This is a genomic window from Bradyrhizobium sp. MOS002 (assembly GCF_003020115.1).
Lineage (GTDB): Bacteria > Pseudomonadota > Alphaproteobacteria > Rhizobiales > Xanthobacteraceae > Bradyrhizobium.
In genome coordinates, this window is the sequence record NZ_PYFX01000004.1 from 375274 (window position 1) to 394617 (window position 19344).

The 19344-nt window shown below is 63.1% G+C and carries 17 protein-coding genes; 8 read left to right on the forward strand and 9 right to left on the reverse strand.

The window, feature by feature from the left end; all coding sequences use genetic code 11:
- Positions 1-68: 68 nt before the first annotated feature.
- The 3 genes from purF to radA all read right to left on the reverse strand — a co-directional run bounded on the left by purF (position 69) and on the right by radA (position 3843).
- Positions 69-1574 (reverse strand): amidophosphoribosyltransferase, encoded by a 1506-nt coding sequence (gene purF / locus C7G41_RS14720; protein WP_106943254.1) that lies wholly within the window; start codon positions 1572-1574, stop codon positions 69-71.
- Positions 1575-1602: 28 nt separating this feature from the next.
- A complete protein-coding gene (locus C7G41_RS14725) occupies positions 1603-2232 on the reverse strand; it encodes a CvpA family protein (RefSeq protein WP_007592055.1) in 630 nt (209 codons plus the stop codon).
- A gap of 165 nt (positions 2233-2397) precedes the next feature.
- Positions 2398-3843: a DNA repair protein RadA gene (gene radA / locus C7G41_RS14730; RefSeq protein WP_106943255.1), complete on the reverse strand. Its 1446-nt coding sequence runs from the start codon at positions 3841-3843 to the stop codon at positions 2398-2400.
- Positions 3844-4061: 218 nt separating this feature from the next.
- Here radA and C7G41_RS14735 point away from each other — a divergent pair, with 218 nt between their 5' ends.
- Entirely contained in the window at positions 4062-5219 is a 1158-nt protein-coding gene (locus C7G41_RS14735) for an ABC transporter substrate-binding protein (RefSeq protein ID WP_199198374.1), read from the forward strand.
- Positions 5219-7288: a bifunctional diguanylate cyclase/phosphodiesterase gene (locus C7G41_RS14740; RefSeq protein WP_106943257.1), complete on the forward strand. Its 2070-nt coding sequence runs from the start codon at positions 5219-5221 to the stop codon at positions 7286-7288. Before C7G41_RS14735 ends, C7G41_RS14740 begins: the two co-directional genes overlap by 1 nt.
- Before the next feature lie 11 nt (positions 7289-7299).
- On the opposite strand, the gene C7G41_RS14745 is transcribed toward C7G41_RS14740, so the two are convergent.
- Entirely contained in the window at positions 7300-8025 is a 726-nt protein-coding gene (locus tag C7G41_RS14745) for a sulfite exporter TauE/SafE family protein (RefSeq protein ID WP_106943258.1), read from the reverse strand.
- Positions 8026-8219: 194 nt separating this feature from the next.
- Here C7G41_RS14745 and C7G41_RS14750 point away from each other — a divergent pair, with 194 nt between their 5' ends.
- Positions 8220-9086: a L,D-transpeptidase gene (locus C7G41_RS14750; RefSeq protein ID WP_106943259.1), complete on the forward strand. Its 867-nt coding sequence runs from the start codon at positions 8220-8222 to the stop codon at positions 9084-9086.
- 101 nt (positions 9087-9187) lie between these two features.
- Here C7G41_RS14750 and C7G41_RS14755 read toward each other — a convergent pair whose 3' ends face one another.
- Positions 9188-10117 carry an HlyD family secretion protein gene (locus C7G41_RS14755; protein ID WP_106943260.1) on the reverse strand — a complete coding sequence of 310 codons (930 nt, stop codon included), beginning with the start codon at positions 10115-10117 and terminating at the stop codon, positions 9188-9190.
- A 30-nt stretch (positions 10118-10147) separates the two neighbouring features.
- A complete protein-coding gene (locus C7G41_RS14760; protein ID WP_106943261.1) occupies positions 10148-11182 on the reverse strand; it encodes a DUF1214 domain-containing protein in 1035 nt (344 codons plus the stop codon).
- Between the two features lie 283 nt (positions 11183-11465).
- Here C7G41_RS14760 and C7G41_RS14765 point away from each other — a divergent pair, with 283 nt between their 5' ends.
- From C7G41_RS14765 to C7G41_RS14780, 4 genes are all read left to right on the forward strand, one after another.
- Positions 11466-12341 carry a S9 family peptidase gene (locus C7G41_RS14765; protein WP_245446541.1) on the forward strand — a complete coding sequence of 292 codons (876 nt, stop codon included), beginning with the start codon at positions 11466-11468 and terminating at the stop codon, positions 12339-12341.
- Positions 12338-12976, forward strand: coding sequence for an invasion associated locus B family protein (locus C7G41_RS14770; RefSeq protein ID WP_106943262.1), 639 nt, complete (start codon positions 12338-12340; stop codon positions 12974-12976). The genes C7G41_RS14765 and C7G41_RS14770 overlap by 4 nt, the downstream gene beginning before the upstream one ends.
- Positions 12977-13504: 528 nt before the next feature.
- Positions 13505-13873, forward strand: a complete 369-nt coding sequence (locus C7G41_RS14775; RefSeq protein WP_106943263.1) for a GFA family protein — start codon at positions 13505-13507, stop codon at positions 13871-13873.
- 99 nt (positions 13874-13972) lie between these two features.
- Entirely contained in the window at positions 13973-14788 is an 816-nt protein-coding gene (locus tag C7G41_RS14780; RefSeq protein WP_106943264.1) for a DUF4886 domain-containing protein, read from the forward strand.
- A gap of 1 nt (position 14789) precedes the next feature.
- Here the strand turns inward: C7G41_RS14780 and C7G41_RS14785 are convergent, their stop codons facing one another.
- Positions 14790-15560, reverse strand: coding sequence for an exodeoxyribonuclease III (locus tag C7G41_RS14785; RefSeq protein WP_106943265.1), 771 nt, complete (start codon positions 15558-15560; stop codon positions 14790-14792).
- Between the two features lie 40 nt (positions 15561-15600).
- Here C7G41_RS14785 and C7G41_RS14790 point away from each other — a divergent pair, with 40 nt between their 5' ends.
- The gene (locus tag C7G41_RS14790; RefSeq protein ID WP_106943266.1) at positions 15601-15819 is read left to right on the forward strand and encodes a hypothetical protein; all 219 of its coding nucleotides are present in this window, start codon (positions 15601-15603) and stop codon (positions 15817-15819) included.
- Positions 15820-15831: 12 nt separating this feature from the next.
- On the opposite strand, the gene alr is transcribed toward C7G41_RS14790, so the two are convergent.
- Together alr and C7G41_RS14800 are read right to left on the reverse strand one after the other, a co-directional pair.
- Positions 15832-17112, reverse strand: a complete 1281-nt coding sequence (gene alr, locus C7G41_RS14795) for an alanine racemase (RefSeq protein ID WP_199198435.1) — start codon at positions 17110-17112, stop codon at positions 15832-15834.
- A 51-nt stretch (positions 17113-17163) separates the two neighbouring features.
- Positions 17164-18672 carry a replicative DNA helicase gene (locus C7G41_RS14800; RefSeq protein ID WP_027569657.1) on the reverse strand — a complete coding sequence of 503 codons (1509 nt, stop codon included), beginning with the start codon at positions 18670-18672 and terminating at the stop codon, positions 17164-17166.
- Positions 18673-19344 lie beyond the last annotated feature (672 nt).

The window sequence follows — 19344 nt, forward strand, 5'->3', positions numbered from 1 at the left end:
TTGTCACACCTTCTTCAAACCACAGAGGCCTGTGGTAATGGGTCCTGGCTTTCGCCAGGACGACGAGCTTAGCTCGCTTCCGCCAGCAGCGACAATTGCCGCGGCTGCTGCTCGGTCTGGGTCTGGTCGGTGAGGTGGGTCGGATAGGCCCCGGTGAAGCAATGATCCGAGAATTTCGGATTGGCGGGGTCGCGGCCGGGCTCGCCCATGGCGCGGTACATGCCGTCGATCGACAGGAAGGCGAGCGAGTCGGCGCCGATGATCTCGCGCATCTCTTCGAGTGAATGTGTCGCCGCAAGAAGACCACCGCGGTCCGGCAGGTCGATGCCGTAATAGTCGGGATAGAGGATCGGCGGCGAGGCGAGGCGGAAGTGCACTTCCTTGGCGCCGGCATCGCGCATCATGCGCACGATCTTCTTCGAGGTGGTGCCGCGCACCAGCGAATCGTCGATCAGGATGATGCGCTTGCCTTCGATCGCGGCGCGGTTGGCCGAATGCTTCATGCGCACGCCGAGTTCGCGCACGCTCTGGGTCGGCTGGATGAAGGTGCGGCCGACATAGTGGTTGCGGATGATGCCGAGTTCGAACGGCACGCCGGAATGCTGGCTGTAACCGAGGGCGGCGGGCACGCCGGAATCCGGCACCGGCACCACGACGTCGACTTCGACATGGCTTTCACGCGCGAGCTGCGCGCCGAAGGCTTTGCGGACGTCGTACACCGAGCGGCCGCCGACGATGGAGTCCGGCCGCGAAAAGTAGATGTATTCGAAGATGCAGGGCCGCGGCGGCTTCGGCGGGAACGGCTTGTGGCTGTGCGCGCCGGCCTCGTCGAACACGATGATTTCGCCGGGCTCGATGTCACGAACATATTTGGCGCCGATCATGTCGAGCGCGCAGGTTTCCGAGGTCAGGATGGGGCGGCCGTCGAGGTCGCCGAGCACCAGCGGGCGGATGCCGAGCGGATCGCGCGCGCCGACCAGCTTCTTGTTGGTCATCGCCACCAGGGCATAGGCGCCTTCGATCTCGCGCAGCGCTTCGATGAAGCGATCGATGAAGCGGCTGCGTCTCGACTGCGCCACCAGGTGCAGGATCACTTCGGTGTCGTTGGTGGATTGCATCATGGCGCCGTTGCGCACCAGTTCGCGGCGCAGGCTCAGCCCGTTGGTGAGGTTGCCGTTGTGGCCGACCGCGAAACCGCCGGCATTGAGTTCGGCGAACAGCGGCTGCACGTTGCGCAGGATGTTGCCGCCAGTCGTGGAATAGCGCACATGGCCGACCGCGAGATTGCCGGGGAGGCGCTCGATCACCTCGCGGCGGGAGAAGGTGTCGCCGACTAGGCCGAGCCGCTTCTCCGAGTGAAACCGCGAGCCGTCATAGGAGACGATGCCGGCAGCTTCCTGGCCGCGATGCTGAAGGGCGTGGAGGCCGAGCGCCGTGATGGCGGCGGCATCGGGGTGGCCGTAGATGCCGAAGACGCCGCATTCCTCCCGCAGCGTATCCCCCTCCAGATCGTCTTGAAGTTCCAGCGCGGCCGGGCCGAGATCAAGTAGGGCGTCCTGGTCAGGATTTCGCATCTCGTCCGAGCCTCTCGTTAGGGCTTTATCAACGCGCCGCGGGTTTCTCGATCAGCTTTTTAAGGCTGTCACGAGCCGGTTTGCTGTATCCGTCGCCACTGCCCGAAGGCTGTTGCTCGGAATCAGTCTGCTCTTCATCTGGTTTGTTTTTCTTGAATCTCTTCAAGATGGTGTTCTCGGGGTCGTCAGGCAAGAGGGCCATCAGCCAATCGCCGGTTCCCTGGAGCACCACGCGGGATTTGGCCCCCGTGACCCAATCCGGGCGCTGCTTGTCCGGCACCAGCCAGGTGAAGAACAGGAAGGCGACCACGACGATCAAAAGCCCGCGCGCCAGCCCGAACAGAAAGCCGAGGGTGCGGTCCAGTGCGCCGATGCGCGAATCCAGGATCATGTCGGAGATCCGGACCGTGATCACGGAGACCACGACCAGGGTGCCCACGAACACGCCGGCGACCACGACCACGCTCGCGACGGTATCGTTGTTGAAATAGGTCTTTGCGGTCGGCAGCAGCTTCGAGAACGAATAAAGGGTGACGATCGCCGCCGTGCCCCAGGCCGCGATCGACAGGATTTCGCGCATGAAGCCGCGAACCATGGCGAGCAGGCCCGAAATCAGCATCACACCGAGCAGGATCAGGTCGAGGATGGTTACTGGCATCGGCTGGTCTGGTCCGCTCGTACTTCAAGGTGCTCAGCGAATCGGTGCTTGGCCGCCGCCCTAAGTGAGGGCCAGACGACGTTCCCGGCAAGGCCGCAACCACGCAATCCCATGCTGCTTTTGTGACGGCTGTATAGCGGCGAGGGCGGGGGACGTCACCACCGGCTAACCCTCTCCACGGCGGAATCTTGCCGGTGTGGCATTTTTCTCTGCCGGAGCGCTCGGCTCGCCCCGCCGGGAGCCGCGCGCGGCGATCTCGGCGACCAATGTCGTCAGGCTGTTGATCGCGTTCAGCGACAGGCCGGCATCGCCGCCGGCTTCGCCCCGGGCCGATTCGGGCAGCACGGCACGCTGAAAGCCGAGTTTTGCCGCTTCTTTCAGCCGGGCCGGGGTCTGCGCCACCGGGCGCACCACGCCGGACAGCGAGATCTCGCCGAAATAGACCGCATCGGAGGGTAACTGCGCATTAACCAGCGAGGACACCAGCGCCGCCGCGGCCGCCAGATCAGCCGCGGGCTCGTGGATGCGCAGGCCGCCCGCGACGTTCAGATAGACGTCGTGGCCGGACAGCTTGACCCCGCAATGGGCTTCCAGCACCGCCAGCACCATCGACAGCCGGCTCGGATCCCAGCCGACCACGGCCCGTCGCGGGGTGCCGAGCGAGGTTGGCGCCACCAGCGCCTGCAATTCGACCAGAACGGGCCTTGTGCCCTCGATGCCCGCGAAGACTGCGGTGCCGGGCGTGCCGAGATCGCGCTCCGACAAAAACAGCTCCGAAGGATTGGTGACCTCGCGCAGACCAAGCCCGGTCATCTCGAACACGCCGATCTCGTCGGTCGGCCCGAAACGATTCTTCACCGCACGCAGGATGCGGAATTGCTGCGAGCCCTCGCCCTCGAACGACAGCACGGCATCGACCATGTGCTCGACCACGCGAGGGCCTGCGATCTGTCCGTCCTTGGTGACATGGCCGACCAGGATGATGGCCGCGCCGGTCCTTTTTGCAAAACGAATCAGGGCCTGCGCCGAGGCGCGCACCTGCGTCACCGTGCCGGGCGCCGATTCCACCGTGTCGGTCCACATCGTCTGGATCGAATCGATCACGATCAGCCGGGGCACCGCGCCTTCGGACAGCGTCGAGACGATGTCCTCGACAGACGTCTCGGCTGCGAGCTGCACCGGCGCGTCCGACAGCCCGAGCCGTTCGGCGCGTAGCCGAACCTGCGCGACCGCCTCTTCGCCGGAGATGTAGACGACGCGGTGCCCGGCGCGCGCGAGCAGGCTTGTGGCCTGCGTCAGCAGCGTCGACTTGCCGATGCCGGGATCGCCGCCGACCAGAAGCACCGAGCCGCGGACGAAGCCGCCACCGGTCACGCGATCGAGCTCCGTCATGCCCGAGGACAGGCGCGGCGCGTCCTGGGTTTTTCCGGACAGGCTCTCCAGCGCGAAGGTCCGCCCCTTGCGCTTGGAGCGGATCGACACCGGCACGCTGCCGGTCGTGTCCTCCTCGGCCAGCGTATTCCACTCGCCGCAGGACTCGCACTTGCCCTGCCAGCGGTTATAGGCCGCGCCGCAGTTCTGGCAGACGAAGGAAAGCGTGTTCTTGGCCATGGGGACAGCGAGTCCGGGGACAGCGAGTCGGGGTTTAAGGTTTGCTGATAGCACGGAATGACGGGTCAAGAGAGCGAGCCGAGGCGCTCCCCGAATATCGCAACTCGGCACGCCTGATACACACTTTGTTAGCTCTATGCCGTCGCCCCGGGCCGGGCTTTGCCAAATGTTAGCGGACGCGGGTCCAGTTTCGGAACCGATACGGCATGGCGAAACGAATGACAGGACTTTTGCGGATATTGCTCGCTGTGGGCATCGCCTGCGGCGTTCTTATGCCGCCTGGCGGCGCTGTTGCGGCCGATGCGAAGCGTCTCAACGTCGTCTTCGTCAACCCGGGCAAGACCGGCGAGGTCTATTGGGACATGGTTTCGCAGACCATGCAGGCCGCCGGCCGCAAGCTCGGCGCGCATGTCGAGGTGCTGACCAGCGAGCGCAATTACCGCACCATGCAGGAGCTGGGGTTAGGCGTGGTGGCACGCAGCGACAAGCCCGACTTTCTCATTCTCTCGAACGAGGAATCCGCCGCCGTCCCGATCCTGGAGGCGGCCGAGGCCGCCGGGGTCAAGACGCTGCTGCTCTCGAACACGCTGATCGGCGACGATGCGGCGCGTCTTGGACCGCCGCGCCAAAAGCTCAAGACCTGGCTCGGCGACATCACGACGGATCTTCAGACCGCGGGCGCGCGGATGGCCAATGCCCTGATCGGCGCGGCGCGCGCCGAGAAATGGCAGAGCCCGGACGGCAAGATCCACATTCTCGGCATCGGTGGCGACGAGATCACCCCGGCCTCGATCGCGCGCAACGCGGGTCTCAAGCTCGCGGTGGACGCCGCGCCCGACGTCGTGGTGGATCGGATGCTGTTCGCCAACTGGACCCAGTCGGAGGCCGAGCATGTCACCACGAATTATCTGAGCTGGGCGGCGCGCAAGGAGATCCGGCCGGCGGGCATATGGGCCGGAAACGATCCGATGGCGCTCGGTGCGCTTCGCGCGGTGATCTCCGCCGGCCTCATGCCCGGGCGGAACATCCAATTGGTCGGCCTCAACTGGTCGGAGGATGCGCTGCGCGAGATCAAGGCGGGCCGCCTGCTCCTGACCGACGGCGGGCATTTCCTGCTCGGCGGCTGGTCGATCGTTCTCCTGCGCGACTACGCCGATGGCTGCGATTTCGCGGCCGTATCACCGCGCGTCGAGGTCAAGACGTCCGCGATCACGCGCGACAACCTCGCTGCGGTCACCGATCTCATCACCACGCGCGCCTTCGACCGGATCGATTTCGCACGTTTCAGGGCCCAAGCAGGACGCTGCGGCCAGTACGACTTTTCCATCGATGCGCTGATTTCGTCGCTGACGCCTCTGGAAGGCGCTGCCGACTGATGCGAAACGGTGACGACATGACCGATCCGGATCGCAAGCAGCAGGCGGCGCCGCCGCGCTTGCGCTCGGTCGTCCGCGCGATGATCTGGGCCACCGTGCCTGTTCTGCTGCTGGTGCAATTGCTCGCCTCCGCCGGCGTCGAGGCGTCGAGCTTCTGGTCGCAGATCAGGCAGCTCGACGCCCGCATCGCGCGCGTCGCCGAGAGCCGCGCCGAGCTGATCGCCGAACCGCTCTGGAAGATGCGTTACGACCAGGTCACGAGCGTGCTCAACGAGATCATGCACGACGAGAGCATCGCCGCGGCGGCCGTTTACGACGATACCGGTAGTGCCATTGCCCGCGTGGTGGCGCGCCCGGCGGGGCTGGCGGTCGTGGAGGTCTCGCGTCCGATCAACTACAGCAACGGCAACATGGCCGTCCAGGCCGGCCGCATCGCGATCGCCTATTCGCATGCGGCGCTCTACGCGGACACGGGCAGCCGGCTGGTGCTGCTGCTGGTCGTCGGCCTGTTGGCAACGTTTGCGACCCTCATCGCCATGCGGATCTCCGCCAACATCTTCATCGGCAGGCCGCTGACGGCAATGATGTCCGCGATCCAGCGCAGCAAGCAGGACGGCCGCGCCTATCCGGCGGAAGTCAAATCCTCGAACGAATTCGGTCAGCTCGCGCATGCTTTCAACGCCATGCAGCACACGATTTCGGGTGCGCTCGACCGGCTCGGGCACATGGCCGCGCACGATCCGCTCACGGGGCTGCCCAATCGCCGCTCGCTATCCGAGCACCTCGCGGCCCTGAGCCACGATGCCGGCTCGCCAGACGCGCTGATCGCGCTCTGCTTCATCGATCTCGACGACTTCAAGGGCATCAACGACACCTTTGGTCATGACTCCGGCGACAAGTTCCTGGTGCATATTTCCGAGCGCCTTCGTGATGCGGTCGAGCCGCAAGATTGGGTGGCGCGTCTCGGCGGCGATGAATTCGTCGTCATTCGACCCGCGGTCAGCAACGAGGAGAGTGCGCAGAAGTTTGCGCGCCGCTTGCTGGATGCGATTTCCGCGCCGATCCGGCTTCACGACAAGCAGGTCGTGCCACGTGCCAGCATCGGCCTTGCCGTGCGCCGTGCCGGAGATCCCGAGCTTTCGCACCTGCCGGCGCTCGCCGACATCGCGCTCTACCATGCCAAGAGCAAGGCGCCAGGCACGGTCGCGGTGCTCGACGAAGCGCTTCAGCGCGACTATCGTCGCCGCCGGGAGCTCGAACTTGCCATTCCCACGGGCTTCGACGAGGGGCAGTTCGAGGTCTGGTATCAAAGCCAGGTCGATCTCGAGAGCCACGACATCGTCGGCCTGGAAGCGCTGATCCGCTGGCGCCATCCGGAACATGGCGTGATCGGTCCGGGCGAATTCCTGCCGCTGATCGAGCGCAGCGGCAACAATGCGCGGCTGACGCGCTATGTACTCACCGACGCGTGCCGCGCGCTGCAACATCTGGCTGCGGCCGGCAGGCCGCATATCCGGATCGCGATCAATCTGCCGCCGTCCGAACTCGCCGATCACTCGTTCGCCGCCGAACTGCGCGCGACCTGCGCGCGCTTCGACGTCGCGGCATCATTGCTCGAGCTCGAGATCACCGAGGGATCGCTGATCAACAACATGGCCAGCGCATCCGAGACGCTGCACCGGCTGCGGCGCCTGGGTGCCACCATCGCGCTCGACGATTTCGGCACCGGCTACAGCTCGCTCGCCCATCTCAGACGGTTTCCGCTGGACAAGGTCAAGATCGACAAGGCCTTCATCAGCGAGATCCCCGACAGTGCGGAAGACAAGGCGATTGTTGGCGTCATCGCGTCGCTTGCCGGCACGCTGGGCCTCACTTTGGTGGCCGAAGGCATCGAGCGCGCCGAGCAGGCCCAGGCCATGCGCGAGATGGGCGTGAGGTTCGGGCAGGGCTTTCTCTATCATCGGCCGCAGCCACTCGCGGCCGTGTTGCTATGGCTCGAGGGACGGCCGACCCACCGCAGCCGCATCCTCGAGGATAGTCCGTCGATCGCGCCCGAACTTGCCGTCTGAGCCCAGCGCGGCTAGGGCTGCGCGGCGTTCCAGAGCATGGAGAGGCCGGCCGCGATCATGATCGCGTCCATCACCACGCGGAACATCTCCGGCTTCAGGCGCAGCACGAAGCGTTTGGCGATGAAGGCGCCCGCCATCAACGACGATCCAGCGACCAGGCCTTTGACGAACACATCGCCGGTCAGCGCGCCGAACCGTTCGAAGGTCACGGATTTCGCGACATAAAGCCCGAGTGAAGAAGCCGCTTCGGTGGCAAGGAAGGCGCCCCGGGACAAGCCGTAGAACAGGAACAGCGGCACGCTGAGCGGGCCGGTGGAGACGACGATGCCGGTGATGTAACCGATCACGGCCCCGCCGATCGCCAGATGCCAGAGATTGGCCTTGAGATCGTGCCGCGCCAGCCAGTGCCGCACCGGCACCATCGCGATCAGGAAGACGCCGATGGCGAGATCGACGGCGTGCGAGGGCAGGGCCAGCAGCGTCCGCGCGCCGAGCACGGCTGCCGGAATGCCTGTCACCGAATAAGCCGCGCAGGCCCGCCAGTCGACCTCGCGCCACCAGGCCAGGATCCGTGAGAAGTTGGCCATGACGGCGGCGACCGCCATGATCGGCACGGCCTCTTTCGGTCCATAGGCATAGACCAGCACCGGCATCAGCATGATCGACGAGCCCGTGCCGACGATGCCGGAAATGGTGCCTGCGATGAGGCCGACGATGAGGACGAAGAGAAAAGCCAAACCAGTCTCCACGAATCGGGAGAGTTTAGCCGCGGCCAGCGGCGTGGGCGATCCGCGAGGCGGCGGAACCTATTTTGCCGAACGAGAGCCCCGCGTTAACCATCGCCGACGGTTCCAGTCTGGGCGAAATCGCTTCGAAGTTTCTTAAATCTTACTGGGTACCTCTCTTGGGCAGAGTGACCTGGGGGAAGAGTATGGGTAAGCGGGCCAAACGCGGAAAGGCGCAGACGTTCGCAATCCCGATGGCCGCGAGAGTTGCGGTTGGCGCCGTGGCCGTCGCCGCGTTGGGATACGGTTTGCTGTCCCGACCGACGAGCGTGCAACCGGCACGAAAGCCGTCCGCGCACGAAGCCCAAGCGTCGTCAACTCCGGTTTACGTCTCAACGCCGGTTCATGCATCACCGTCAGCGCCGGCTTCGGCTCCGCTTCCGGCCCCGGCGCCTCTGGTCGAGCCGCCCAAAGCGGCCGACGTTCCCGGAGCATTCGTTCGGCAGGTGGTTGACTACGCCAGCCGCCAGACGCCGGGCACCGTGATCATCGATACCAAGAACACGTTCCTCTATTTCGTTCTGAACGACACGCAAGCACTGCGCTACGGCATCGGTGTTGGCCGCGAAGGTTTCACATGGTCCGGCGAGCAGACCGTGGCTCGCAAGGCGGAATGGCCGGATTGGCATCCGCCTGCGGAGATGGTCTCGCGCCAGCCTTATCTGCCGCGGTTCATGGCAGGAGGTCCTGGCAACCCGCTCGGCGCTCGGGCGATGTATCTGGGCGAGACGGAATATCGAATTCACGGCACCAACAAGCCCGATACGATCGGGAAGCGGGTCTCGTCCGGCTGTATCCGGCTGACCAATGAGGACGTCGTTGACCTCTATGATCGCGTGAAAATCGGCGCGAAAGTGATCGTGCTTCCGACAACACTTGCCCGTCGACCACCCCAGGGAGCGCCGGGCGACGCCGCTTTCCGATTACCGGACCCCGCATCGCCGTCGAACCGGCCCTCGGCAACCAACACGCAGATGCCGACATCTGGACCGAAGATCGCCGCGGCCCAGTAACGCGTCCTCGGTCTTCATCCTGCAACTCTGCAGTTCGGGACAGACCTGACGTACGCGGCGCTAGTCAAAACGGCAATGTGACTCGGAGCGGACAGGCAGCGCTAGACATAGAGTGCCAAGGCTCTGCCATAGAGCAGCACCCAGCCAAAGAAATCGAATGGTGCCGAATTGGGCGCATAGGCCGTCGCAGTGCCGGACATGCCCGGCCGCAGCGACGCAGGGTCGATTTCCCTGGGTCGGTTGATGAGAGCCGGATATTCCATCGTCACCGGCAGCGACGTCACCTTCGTGAGCGTTCCGGAAGACGCGATCTGTCCTTCGCCGACGCCGCTGACGATATCGCCGATGGTCGAACTGTAGAGATGGCCCGGGTTATTCGCGAGCGCGAACTGGACCCGCGCTCCCGGCTTGATCGTCTGGTATCCGTTCTGGGAGAAAATGCCGACAAGCTGGATCGCATCCGAAACGACAAACGACATCACCGCCTTCGAGGACGTCGCCCGGTCGCCCTTGCTCAGCGCGAGGTTTGCAACGTACCCGTCAGCGGGAGCAACGATGGTCGTCTGTTGGAGATCGTACTTCGCTTTGTCCAGTTGCGCCTTCAACTGATTGACCTCGGACTGGCGCTCCTCCACGTCGAACGCTCTTCCAGCGCTGCTCGCCTGAAGCTGCTTCATCTGCGAAAGCCGAAGCTCTGCGAACCCGAGCTGGGCTTCGATAGTACGGACCTGAGCATCGTAGGGCGTAGGGTCGATCCTGAACAGAACGGCGTCCGCCTTCACCAGTTCGTTGGCCTTCACCGCAACGTCCGTGATCTGGCCTGAAACGTTCGGCGTCACCTCGACGACGCGGCTGATGACGATAACGCGGCCGGTCGGCGCGAAATAACTGAGGAAGCCGGCAAAAACCGTGCACACCAGAAGGCCAACCAGCACAGTCGCCGCTCCCGTGCCCCATCCCCAACGAAGCCATTTCAGTCTGGCGAAAACGAGCCAGACAAGCACGACGTAAAGAAGTGTGACCATAAACATGGAAGTTTCCGCGATGCTTGACCCTGTTATTTAACTGGCCGACTTCAACTCCGGAAACTTCCACTTGCCTTTCAGGATCTCGTCCCGCGGCCGATAGAGCCGCACTGCGGTGTTCCAGCCCTTCATGATTGGCAAGCAGTTTGGCACCTTGCCGTCACACCCGCCGAATTGAATGGTTATCGAGCCGTCAGGATTTTTCTGTCCGGTGATGTTGTTGATCGAATATGCGTTGTAAGGGTTCTTCTCGAAGTAGCCCTGGCCGTTATAGACGCTGACGGACCAGAACCCGTTCACCGGGACGTCCTTGACAGTGAGCTTGTAGACACCCTCGCCGTCGTTCTTGGGTGGTACAATCGAGGCATAGGTTGCGTCCCTGTCAGGATTGCCTCCCCACCCGGAGGCGGCTCCGAGAACGAAGCGGATCGGGTCCACAGCCTGCTTGTTACCGAAAGCCCTTTTGTAATCCGGCAGGGTCGCGGCGAGTACCAGCAAGGCCTCGCGCACCTTCTTGTGACTGTCAGGCTCCCAGTTGGGAATTTCAAATTTGCCAACATCCTTTTGACTGATCTTGACGCTGTCCTGCAGGGCTTGGACCTGTTCCACATCCTTGGAGTTCGCAGGATCGACAAGCGTTCGAATGAAGGTCGCGGCATAGCGTGTGCCGACCTTCTGTCTGGTTAGCGTGTAGTTACCGGCGCCATATACGACCTCTATTGTGTACTGATCCTCATTGACCACCTGCATCGACATGAAGCGCTTGCCTGCATTGGGGAGCGTGATCGTTACCGGTCCCGCATCGAGGTCGAACACTGCAGTCGAATACAGCGTGTCGCGGTTCATCCGGATCACGGTCTGATTGTCAATCGAGGCTGGCTCGCGAGCGTGGTGATACTTCGCCAGCCCGTTGCTTTCCTTGACCAGCTTCGAGAAATAGACATCGCTCTCGGCGCGCGTGAAATTCTCAACGGTCACCGGAATTGGATTACCGGCCGGCGACTGGGCCAGCGCCGGAGTTGCCGCCACACTCAGCAAGACAGCCAGGCATAACCTTGTGGATGCTACCATTGTGGCCTCCTGACAGAAGTTAAAGAAACCGACCAAGCCAAAGCCTGTCGAAATAACGACAAATCCATCTCAAAACGATTCAGCATCGTGGCTGGATACCGGCTGCGCGTATCACATTCTTGCTTGTTGCCGCCGCACACCTTGTGATCGCTATCAGTCAGAGGTTGTCGATCTTCCTCTGCTCTCTTTTTGGCGTCAACTGGTGATTGATGCTAGGTTGGAAGAAATCTCGCTGCGAGCACGCGACAATTTGATCCACCGCTTACAACGATAGGATCCCGTGATGAATTGGATGAGAACCATCCTTGCGAAAGTTCTCGCCTGTCTGGCGATACTTTCTCTCACTGCCGCCCACGCCCAGGAACTGCGCCTGGAAGAGCAGCTTCTTGTTCTGCCGCTTCCGATCCCTGTCCTAGCCTACGTGGTGAAGCCGCTTCTCGATGCGCCGCTTCCCCTCGTCGTCATGAACCACGGCGAGACCTTGGACCCTAAAGAGCGCAGCTTTTATCCGACGGTCGAGTTTCGCGCCGCAGCATTCTGGTTTGCGAGGCGCGGATATCTCGTCGTCGTCCCAATTCGGCCCGGCTTCGGCAGCGCCGCTATTGATTTGCCCGACCAGGGTGTGGTCAGCACCTATTTCGGCGCTGTTGGAAAATGCACTGACGCGAATTTCCGGGCTGCAGGTATTGCGATCGCCCGGCTCAATCAATGGGTGATCGATTATGTCCTCGATCGCAAGCTCGCAGCCGGTCCCGGCACGATTGTGGTCGGCCAATCGGGTGGCGGCTGGGGAGCACTAGCCCTTTCAAGCCTGAATCCCGCAGGTGTACGGGCCATCATCACCTTCGAGGCGGGCCGCGGAGGACGCGTCGATGGTAAGCCCAACAACAATTGCGCCCCGGACAAGCTGGTCGAGGCCGCCCGAGAATTTGGCCGTTCCGCGCGCGTCCCGGTTCTGTCTATCTACACGGAGAACGACACCTATTTTGGACCGTCGCTCTCGCGAAAACTGCTCGAAGCATACCGTGCTGCGGGCGGGACGGGTGAATACCACCTGCTACCGCCATTCGGAAATGAAGGTCACTTCCTGCTGGACGACCCAAACGCCATTCCGATCTGGTCACCTGTCGTGAGTGGATTTCTGGAGGCGCATCCATGAAGAGGCTCGATCAAGCGACATGGCATTCTCGGCTGTTCATCGCAACGTCGGTGTGGGCGAGTTTCCTTGCCGGTTTGTGGGAATTGCCTTGCATGCAATTGAGTGCGGCATTGGCCGAGCAGGCAGATAGCACAACGGCGAATATGCCGGCTGGTTCGGGTGTCAGCCCGCGGGGAAAGCGGAACATCCGCGACCTGCAAATGAGTGGCTGGCGTAAAGTCTGCTTCGAAGTGTCGCCTGCGGAAAAAGTTTGCCGGACGACGAATAGCGGTTTGATGGAAACCGGACAGCAAATGGTACGCTTCGACCTCATCGAAACGGGAGCGGCTGAAGGCCGAATTCAGATGCTCCTACCGCACGGGATGTATTTGCGAGCCGATGTTGCTTTAAGAGTAGACCAGGGCGAACCGCTTCGCATTCCTTTTGATTGGTGCTTTGCAAACGCGTGCGTCGCCGCAGGCCCGGCCAGTCCGCGTTTCATCAGCGAACTCCGATCGGGCCGCATTCTGACGGTGGAAATGGTCGATTCAAGCTTGCTGACAATTTCGGCTGCGCTGTCGCTCGATCCGTTCAAGGTCGTCAATGATGGTCCACCCGTCCACCTTTTCGATGATTCACTGAGTCCCAAGAACTAGGCCATCGACTTCTAGGCTCGCTACGACGGAATCCGAGATTGAGTGGGGACCCCGCGATTGTCGGCGCGATGAGGAGTCTGCCTCATGTTTGTAAGGCGAATGCAGCCTGGTTCGTAATCGATTTCGGCTTCTGGCCCAACGTGTTGGTCCCGACAGGTGATGTCCAATGTCGTCCTTGGCGGGCGCTCATGTTCACGGTCGCTCGCTGGCTTGCAGCGGTTTCCTGAATTGCAATCTGGCGACGCCGGCGCTCGGGCGCCTCTCAATGTCGGCAGCGAATGGAATTCTTCAATGGTGACATCTTGCCAGTGTTTTGCCCGACAAGTCAACTCTGTTTCGGAATATACGTAACCCATTGATTCGACAGCGATCGGCTACTGTGCATGGGGTTGTTTTTCATGTTTTTGTTGAGTTGGCGCGGCAAGTCGGTGCTCGCAGCACGTGGAGCAAGCCGGCTGCGCGCTGCTGACAGCATGTTGGCAGCAGGGTCCGGCTACGACCACCTCCTGACAAAACGGAGAGCGGGTCATGCCGATCGAGGCAAGCTGTCATTGCGGTGAGACGGTGTTCGAGGTGACGGAGGCGCCCTCGAGCGTGACCCGTTGCACCTGCTCGCTCTGCGCCAAGCGCGGCGCGTTGTGGGCCTATTACACGCCGGCGCAGTTTCGGCTGCTGTCGCCCGCGGAGAACGTCGCGACCTATCTCTGGGGCAGCCGTACCGTCAAACACCATTTCTGCGCAAGCTGCGGCTGCGGCACCTATTCGGAGTCGCCGGACTGGTCGACCGGCAAGCCCGATTTCGACAATCCCAGGGTCGGCGTCAACGCGCGCCTGTTCGACGAGTTCGATCTCGAGGCCGTGCCGGTGACCATGATCGACGGCAAGAATTTGTGGTGAGCATGCGCTCTCGCGCATGTCTGCTGCTCGTCCGTCCCCTTGAGGCACTCTTGAAAAGCTGATCTGTTTCCGGTCCGACAGAAAAAGGGGAGGAAGCCGATGATGCGTCTTTTTGCGCGAGTGATGCTCGCGATGTGTCTGGCCGTTGTAGCCGGCTTCAATGCGCAGGCGCAGACCAAGCCCAAGGTCACGACGTCAGGACCGGATTTTCCCAAGGCCGCGCTGTTCGTCGGTAACAGCTTCTTCTACTACAACAACGGCATGCCCGGGCATCTCTCCTTCATGGAGCGGGCTGCGTATCCCGAAAACAAGGCGGCCTATCGCAACACCATGGCAACGATCGGCGGCTCCGGCCTCGATTGGCACGACATGGACAATCTGCTGCGGCCGGGCGGCCTCGGCGCCTATTCGTTCGACGAGCAGAACAACGTCGTCTTCAACAAGCCGGGCCGGCAGTTCGATGCCGTCGTGATGATGGATTGCAGCCAGTGCCCGATCCATCCGCAATTGAAGGACGCGTTCGCGACCTTCGTGAAAAAGGACGGCGAGATCGTCCGCGCCCACGGTATGCGGCCGGTGCTGTTCATGTCCTGGGCTTACGCCGACAAGCCTGAGATGACGGAAGCCTTGGCCGAGGCCTACACGAGCGCAGGCAATGCCAATGATGCGCTGGTGATCCCCGCGGGCCTTGCCTTCGCGCGCGTGCGCAAGCTGCAGCCCGAGCTCAATCTGTATGCGCCGGACAAGCGGCACCCGAGCCCCGCAGGCACGTATCTGGCGACCTGCGTGACGTTCGCCGCGCTGACGGGCCGCTCACCGGTCGGCAATGCCTACACGATGGGACTGGACGCGCCGACGGTGGAGCTGCTGCAGAAAGCAGCGTGGGACACGGTGCAGGACTATTACGCGCGTTGACCTAGCGCAGCACCACCCACGCCGGGGCGTGATCGCTCGCGCCTTCCTCGCCGCGAACCTTCTTGTCCACGCCGGCTTTTGCCAGGCGTGAGACGAGGGCAGGGCTGAGCAGGAGATGATCGAGCCGCAGGCCAGCATCGCGCGGCCAGCGGTTTCGCTTGTAGTCCCAGAAGGTGTAGATGCGCTTCTCCGGGTGCAGTTCGCGGACTGCGTCACACCAGCCTTGTGCCACCAGCGAGGCAAAGGCCGCACGGCTCTTCGGCTGGATCAAGGCATCCTTGTCCCACGAACGCGTCGGATAGATGTCGATCTCGTCAGGCGCAACGTTGTAGTCGCCGGCGAGCACCACGGGCAGATCCTGCTTGATCAAGGTTCTGGCGTGGCGCTTGAGGCGCGCGAACCAGTCGAGCTTGTAGTCGAATTTCGGTCCCGGCTGCGGATTGCCGTTCGGCAGGTAGATGCTGGTGACGATGACACCGCGTACCGCGGCCTCGATGTAGCGCGCTTCGTGATCGGCAGGTTTTCCCGGCAAGCGATCGCGGGTGAGAATGGGCTCGGCATTGCGGGCCAGGATGGCGACGCCGTTCCAGGTCTTCTGTCCACACCACACTGCGCCGTAACCGGCCTTTTCGATCGCGGCCGCCGGAAATTCGCCATCACTTGCCTTCAACTCCTGAAGTGCGACGACGTCGGGCTTCGCCGTTCGCATCCATGCCAACAGATTGGGCAGGCGGCGATTGATGTTGTTGATGTTGAACGTCGCGATCTTCATGTAGAGCTACCGGCTCCTGCCTTCCGTGACCGGAGAAACAATGTCCAAGTTGAGCTTTGCCGTTATCGCCGTCGCCGTTGCGTTCTCCGGGGCCGCCTCGGCACAATCATCCGATCCGCGCGGCGCGTGCAAGGCGGACTATGACAAATTCTGCGCCGGCATTGCGCCCGGCGGCGGCATCGTCGCCTGCCTCAACGGCAAGCGCGACAAGCTCAGCGCAACCTGCAAGACGGCGCTGGACAGCAGGAAAAAGAAGTAAGCGGCACGCCGCTCAGCCCGGCAGCGGCGGCGGGCTTGCGGGCTGCTCGATCGGTGGCGGAGCGGGCGTCTGCTGCTCGACCGCCTGTGTGGGATCCGGCTTGGCCAGCGGTTCCACGACATTCCCGCCTTTGTAGATGCGGGCGTAGCGGCGGCCGAGGCTGGTCAGCACCTCGTAGCCGATCGTTCCGAAATGATGCGCGAGTTCGTCGACCGTGATGCCCTCGCCGAGCAGCGTCACCATGTGGCCGCGCCGCGCCGCGTTCGGCGGCAGATCGGTGATATCGATCGCGATCAGGTCCATCGAGACACGGCCGGCGACCGGACAGCGCTTGCCGGCGACGATGACCTCGGCACCGCGGGTGCCGTCATTGGAGCTAGCGGCGCGGAAATAGCCGTCGGCATAACCGACCGCGATGATTGCGAGTTTCGTTGGCCGCCGTGCAGTCCACGTGCCGCCATAGCCGACGCCCTCGCCGCGCTCGACATTGCGGAACTGCACGATGCGGGCCTTGAGATCGACCACCGGCTGCATCGGATTGTCGGCCTCCGGCGTCGGGTTGACGCCATAGAGCGCGGCACCCGGCCGCACCAGGTCGAACTGGAAGGGCGCGCCGAGGAAGACGCCGGACGAATTGGCGAGCGCCGCCGGCACGCCGGAGAATTCGCTGACGATGCCGCGGAAGGCCGCGAGTTGCTTGGCGTTCACCGGGCTGTTGAGCTGCTCGGCCGAAACTAGATGGCTCATCACTAGCGTGATGCCGTGATCGCCGGCGTTGATGCGGGGAATGATGGCCTGCGCTTCCGCAAGCGTCAGGCCGAGCCGGTTCATGCCGGTGTCGATGTGGATGGCCGCGCCACCGGTCCAGCCGGTGCGGCGGCAGAACACGTCCCATTCGGCGAGTTCGTTGAGATCGCCGATCACGGGACGGCAGTTGATCTGGGCGTAGTGTTCGCCGGTGTTCTGGAAATAGCCGCCGAGCACGTAGATCGCCGGCTCTGGCACCGCCGCGCGCACCTTGCGCGCTTCCTCGATGGTGGCGACGAAGAAGGTCTTGCAGCCGGCCTTACTCAGGGCACACGCGACCTGCTCGGCGCCGCAGCCATAGGCGTCTGCCTTGATCACCGCCGAGCATTCGGCCGGCACCGCCGTCTTCTCGAGCTTGCGCCAATTGGCGATGATGGCATCGAGATCGACGGTGAGCACGCCACCGAAAGTCGCGAGCGCGGCAGCCTGATTGGCCTCCGCGGAGAGAAGGCCGGATTGCGGGATGATTTTCGGGTCGGACGCCATTGTCATGGCGCCGTTTTACGCAAGAGGCCGGTCCGGTTCAACCCAGGGAACTCAGTAGTCGTTGCCGCTGCGGTCCGGCACCTGGCTGTCCGGCGCAAGGTCGCCGAACCGTGTGATCGACGCTTCGAAGGCCACATCGACGGTGCCGGTCGGGCCGTGGCGCTGCTTGCCGATGATGACTTCGGCCTTGCCATGCGCAAGATCCATGTCCAGGCGCCATTTTTCGTGCTCGGGTGTGCCCGGGCGCGGCTCCTTGTTTCCGAGGTAATATTCCTCGCGATAGACGAACAGCACGACGTCGGCGTCCTGCTCGATCGAGCCCGATTCGCGCAAATCCGACAGCTGCGGCCGCTTGTCGTCGCGCGACTCGACCTGGCGCGAGAGCTGCGAGAGCGCAATCACGGGCACGCTCAGTTCCTTGGCGAGCGCTTTCAGACTGGTCGTGATCTCGGTGATTTCCTGCACGCGGTTTTCGCTGCGCTTGCCCGAGCCTGACAACAGCTGGATGTAGTCGATGACGATGAGGTCGAGGCCCTTCTGCCGCTTCAGCCGGCGGGCGCGCGCCATGAGCTGCGCAATCGAGAGACCGCCGGTCTCGTCGACATAGAACGGCAGCGACTGCAGCTCGATCGAGACCTCGCGGATCTTCTCGAAATCGGCCTCCGAGATGCCGCCGCGGCGGATCGACGAAGAGGGGATGCCGGTGCGCTCGGCCACGATACGCGTGGCGAGCTGGTCGGCCGACATTTCGCAGGAGAAGAAGCCGATGACGCCGCCGTGAGCGGCCTTCATAGTGCCGTCGGCCTGGAGTTCTGGAACGTAGGCCCGGGCAACGTTGTAGGCGATGTTGGTTGCGAGCGACGTCTTGCCCATGCCAGGGCGGCCGGCGACGATGATGAGGTCGGAGTGCTGCAACCCGCCCATCTTGGTGTCGAGGTCGCGCAGGCCCGTCGAGATGCCCGACAGCTTTCCATCGCGCTGGAACGCTTTCGCGGCCAGATCGACCGCAAGCGTCAGCGCCTGCGAAAATTTCTGGAAGCCGCCGTCATAGCGGCCGGATTCGGCGAGTTCGTAGAGGCGGCGCTCGGCGTCCTCGATCTGCGCCCGCGGCGCGAAGTCGACCGGGGCGTCATAGGCGACATTGACCATGTCCTCGCCGATGCCGATCAGGTCGCGTCGCAATGCCAGATCGTAGATGGTGCGCCCATAATCCTGCGCATTGATGATCGTGGTCGCTTCGGCGGCGAGGCGCGCCAGATACTGCCCGATGGTCATGCCGCCAATATCGGTGTCGGCGGGCAGGAAGGTCTTCAGCGTGACGGGCGTCGCGATCTTGCCCATCCGGATCAGGCTGCTCGCGGTCTCGAAGATGGTCTGGTGCAGCGGCTCGAAATAGTGCTTCGGCTCCAGAAAGTCGGAGACGCGGTAAAACGCGTCGTTGTTGACCAGGATCGCGCCCAGAAGGCTCTGTTCCGCCTCGATATTATGCGGCGCGCTACGATAGGCGGGAGTTCCGGCTTCGGGCGCGAGTTTGAGAACGTTCGAATCAGTCAGGGCCATGGTCGAGCGATAGCAATTTTCTGGGGCGGATGCGGGGCCGGGATAAAGCGCCGCCTCAGACCAAAGCGGAAGCAAAAGCTGGCCTCTATCAACCGATCATTAAAATGGTGGATGATTGGCCGCCGCAGTACGCGCCACGCTTGACGGATTTTCGTGGAACCGGTCGGGGCCTGAAGCGGTCGCTACCGCGCCACGGAAAACGCCGGACGAAATGAACCTAATGGGCTGGCGGGCAGACGTATCGAGACGCGCGCGAATTGACGCACGCTGGGCGCTTTCAGCTCGGTTCAGACCAGCAGGAGGTAGACCAGTGCAACCAGGGCCGCCCCGACGCCGGTAGCGATCAGGGCGTAATCGGTGCGGAGGTCGTCCTGCACGTCGAATGAGGTTTTGGTCTCGTTGCTCATGGCGACGGTCTAAGCCAGGGCCGACGAGACTTATGTGAAGCAGATCACATCTCCCCGGATTCTTTCGGGGGTACAGCCGGGAACAGGCAGGCGGGCGGGGGGTTGTCTCCCGATCTGCCACCAGGGAACGAGGCAAGCGATGCGGCCAGAACGGCAGCCCCGGAATTGGCGAAGCGAAGCAGGCAGCCGGCTTTGGCTCTCGGGGCTGATCGCGGCCATGGAGCACGCTGAGCAGCCTCAAGTGCGTCGGGAGCCCGTCGCCCCC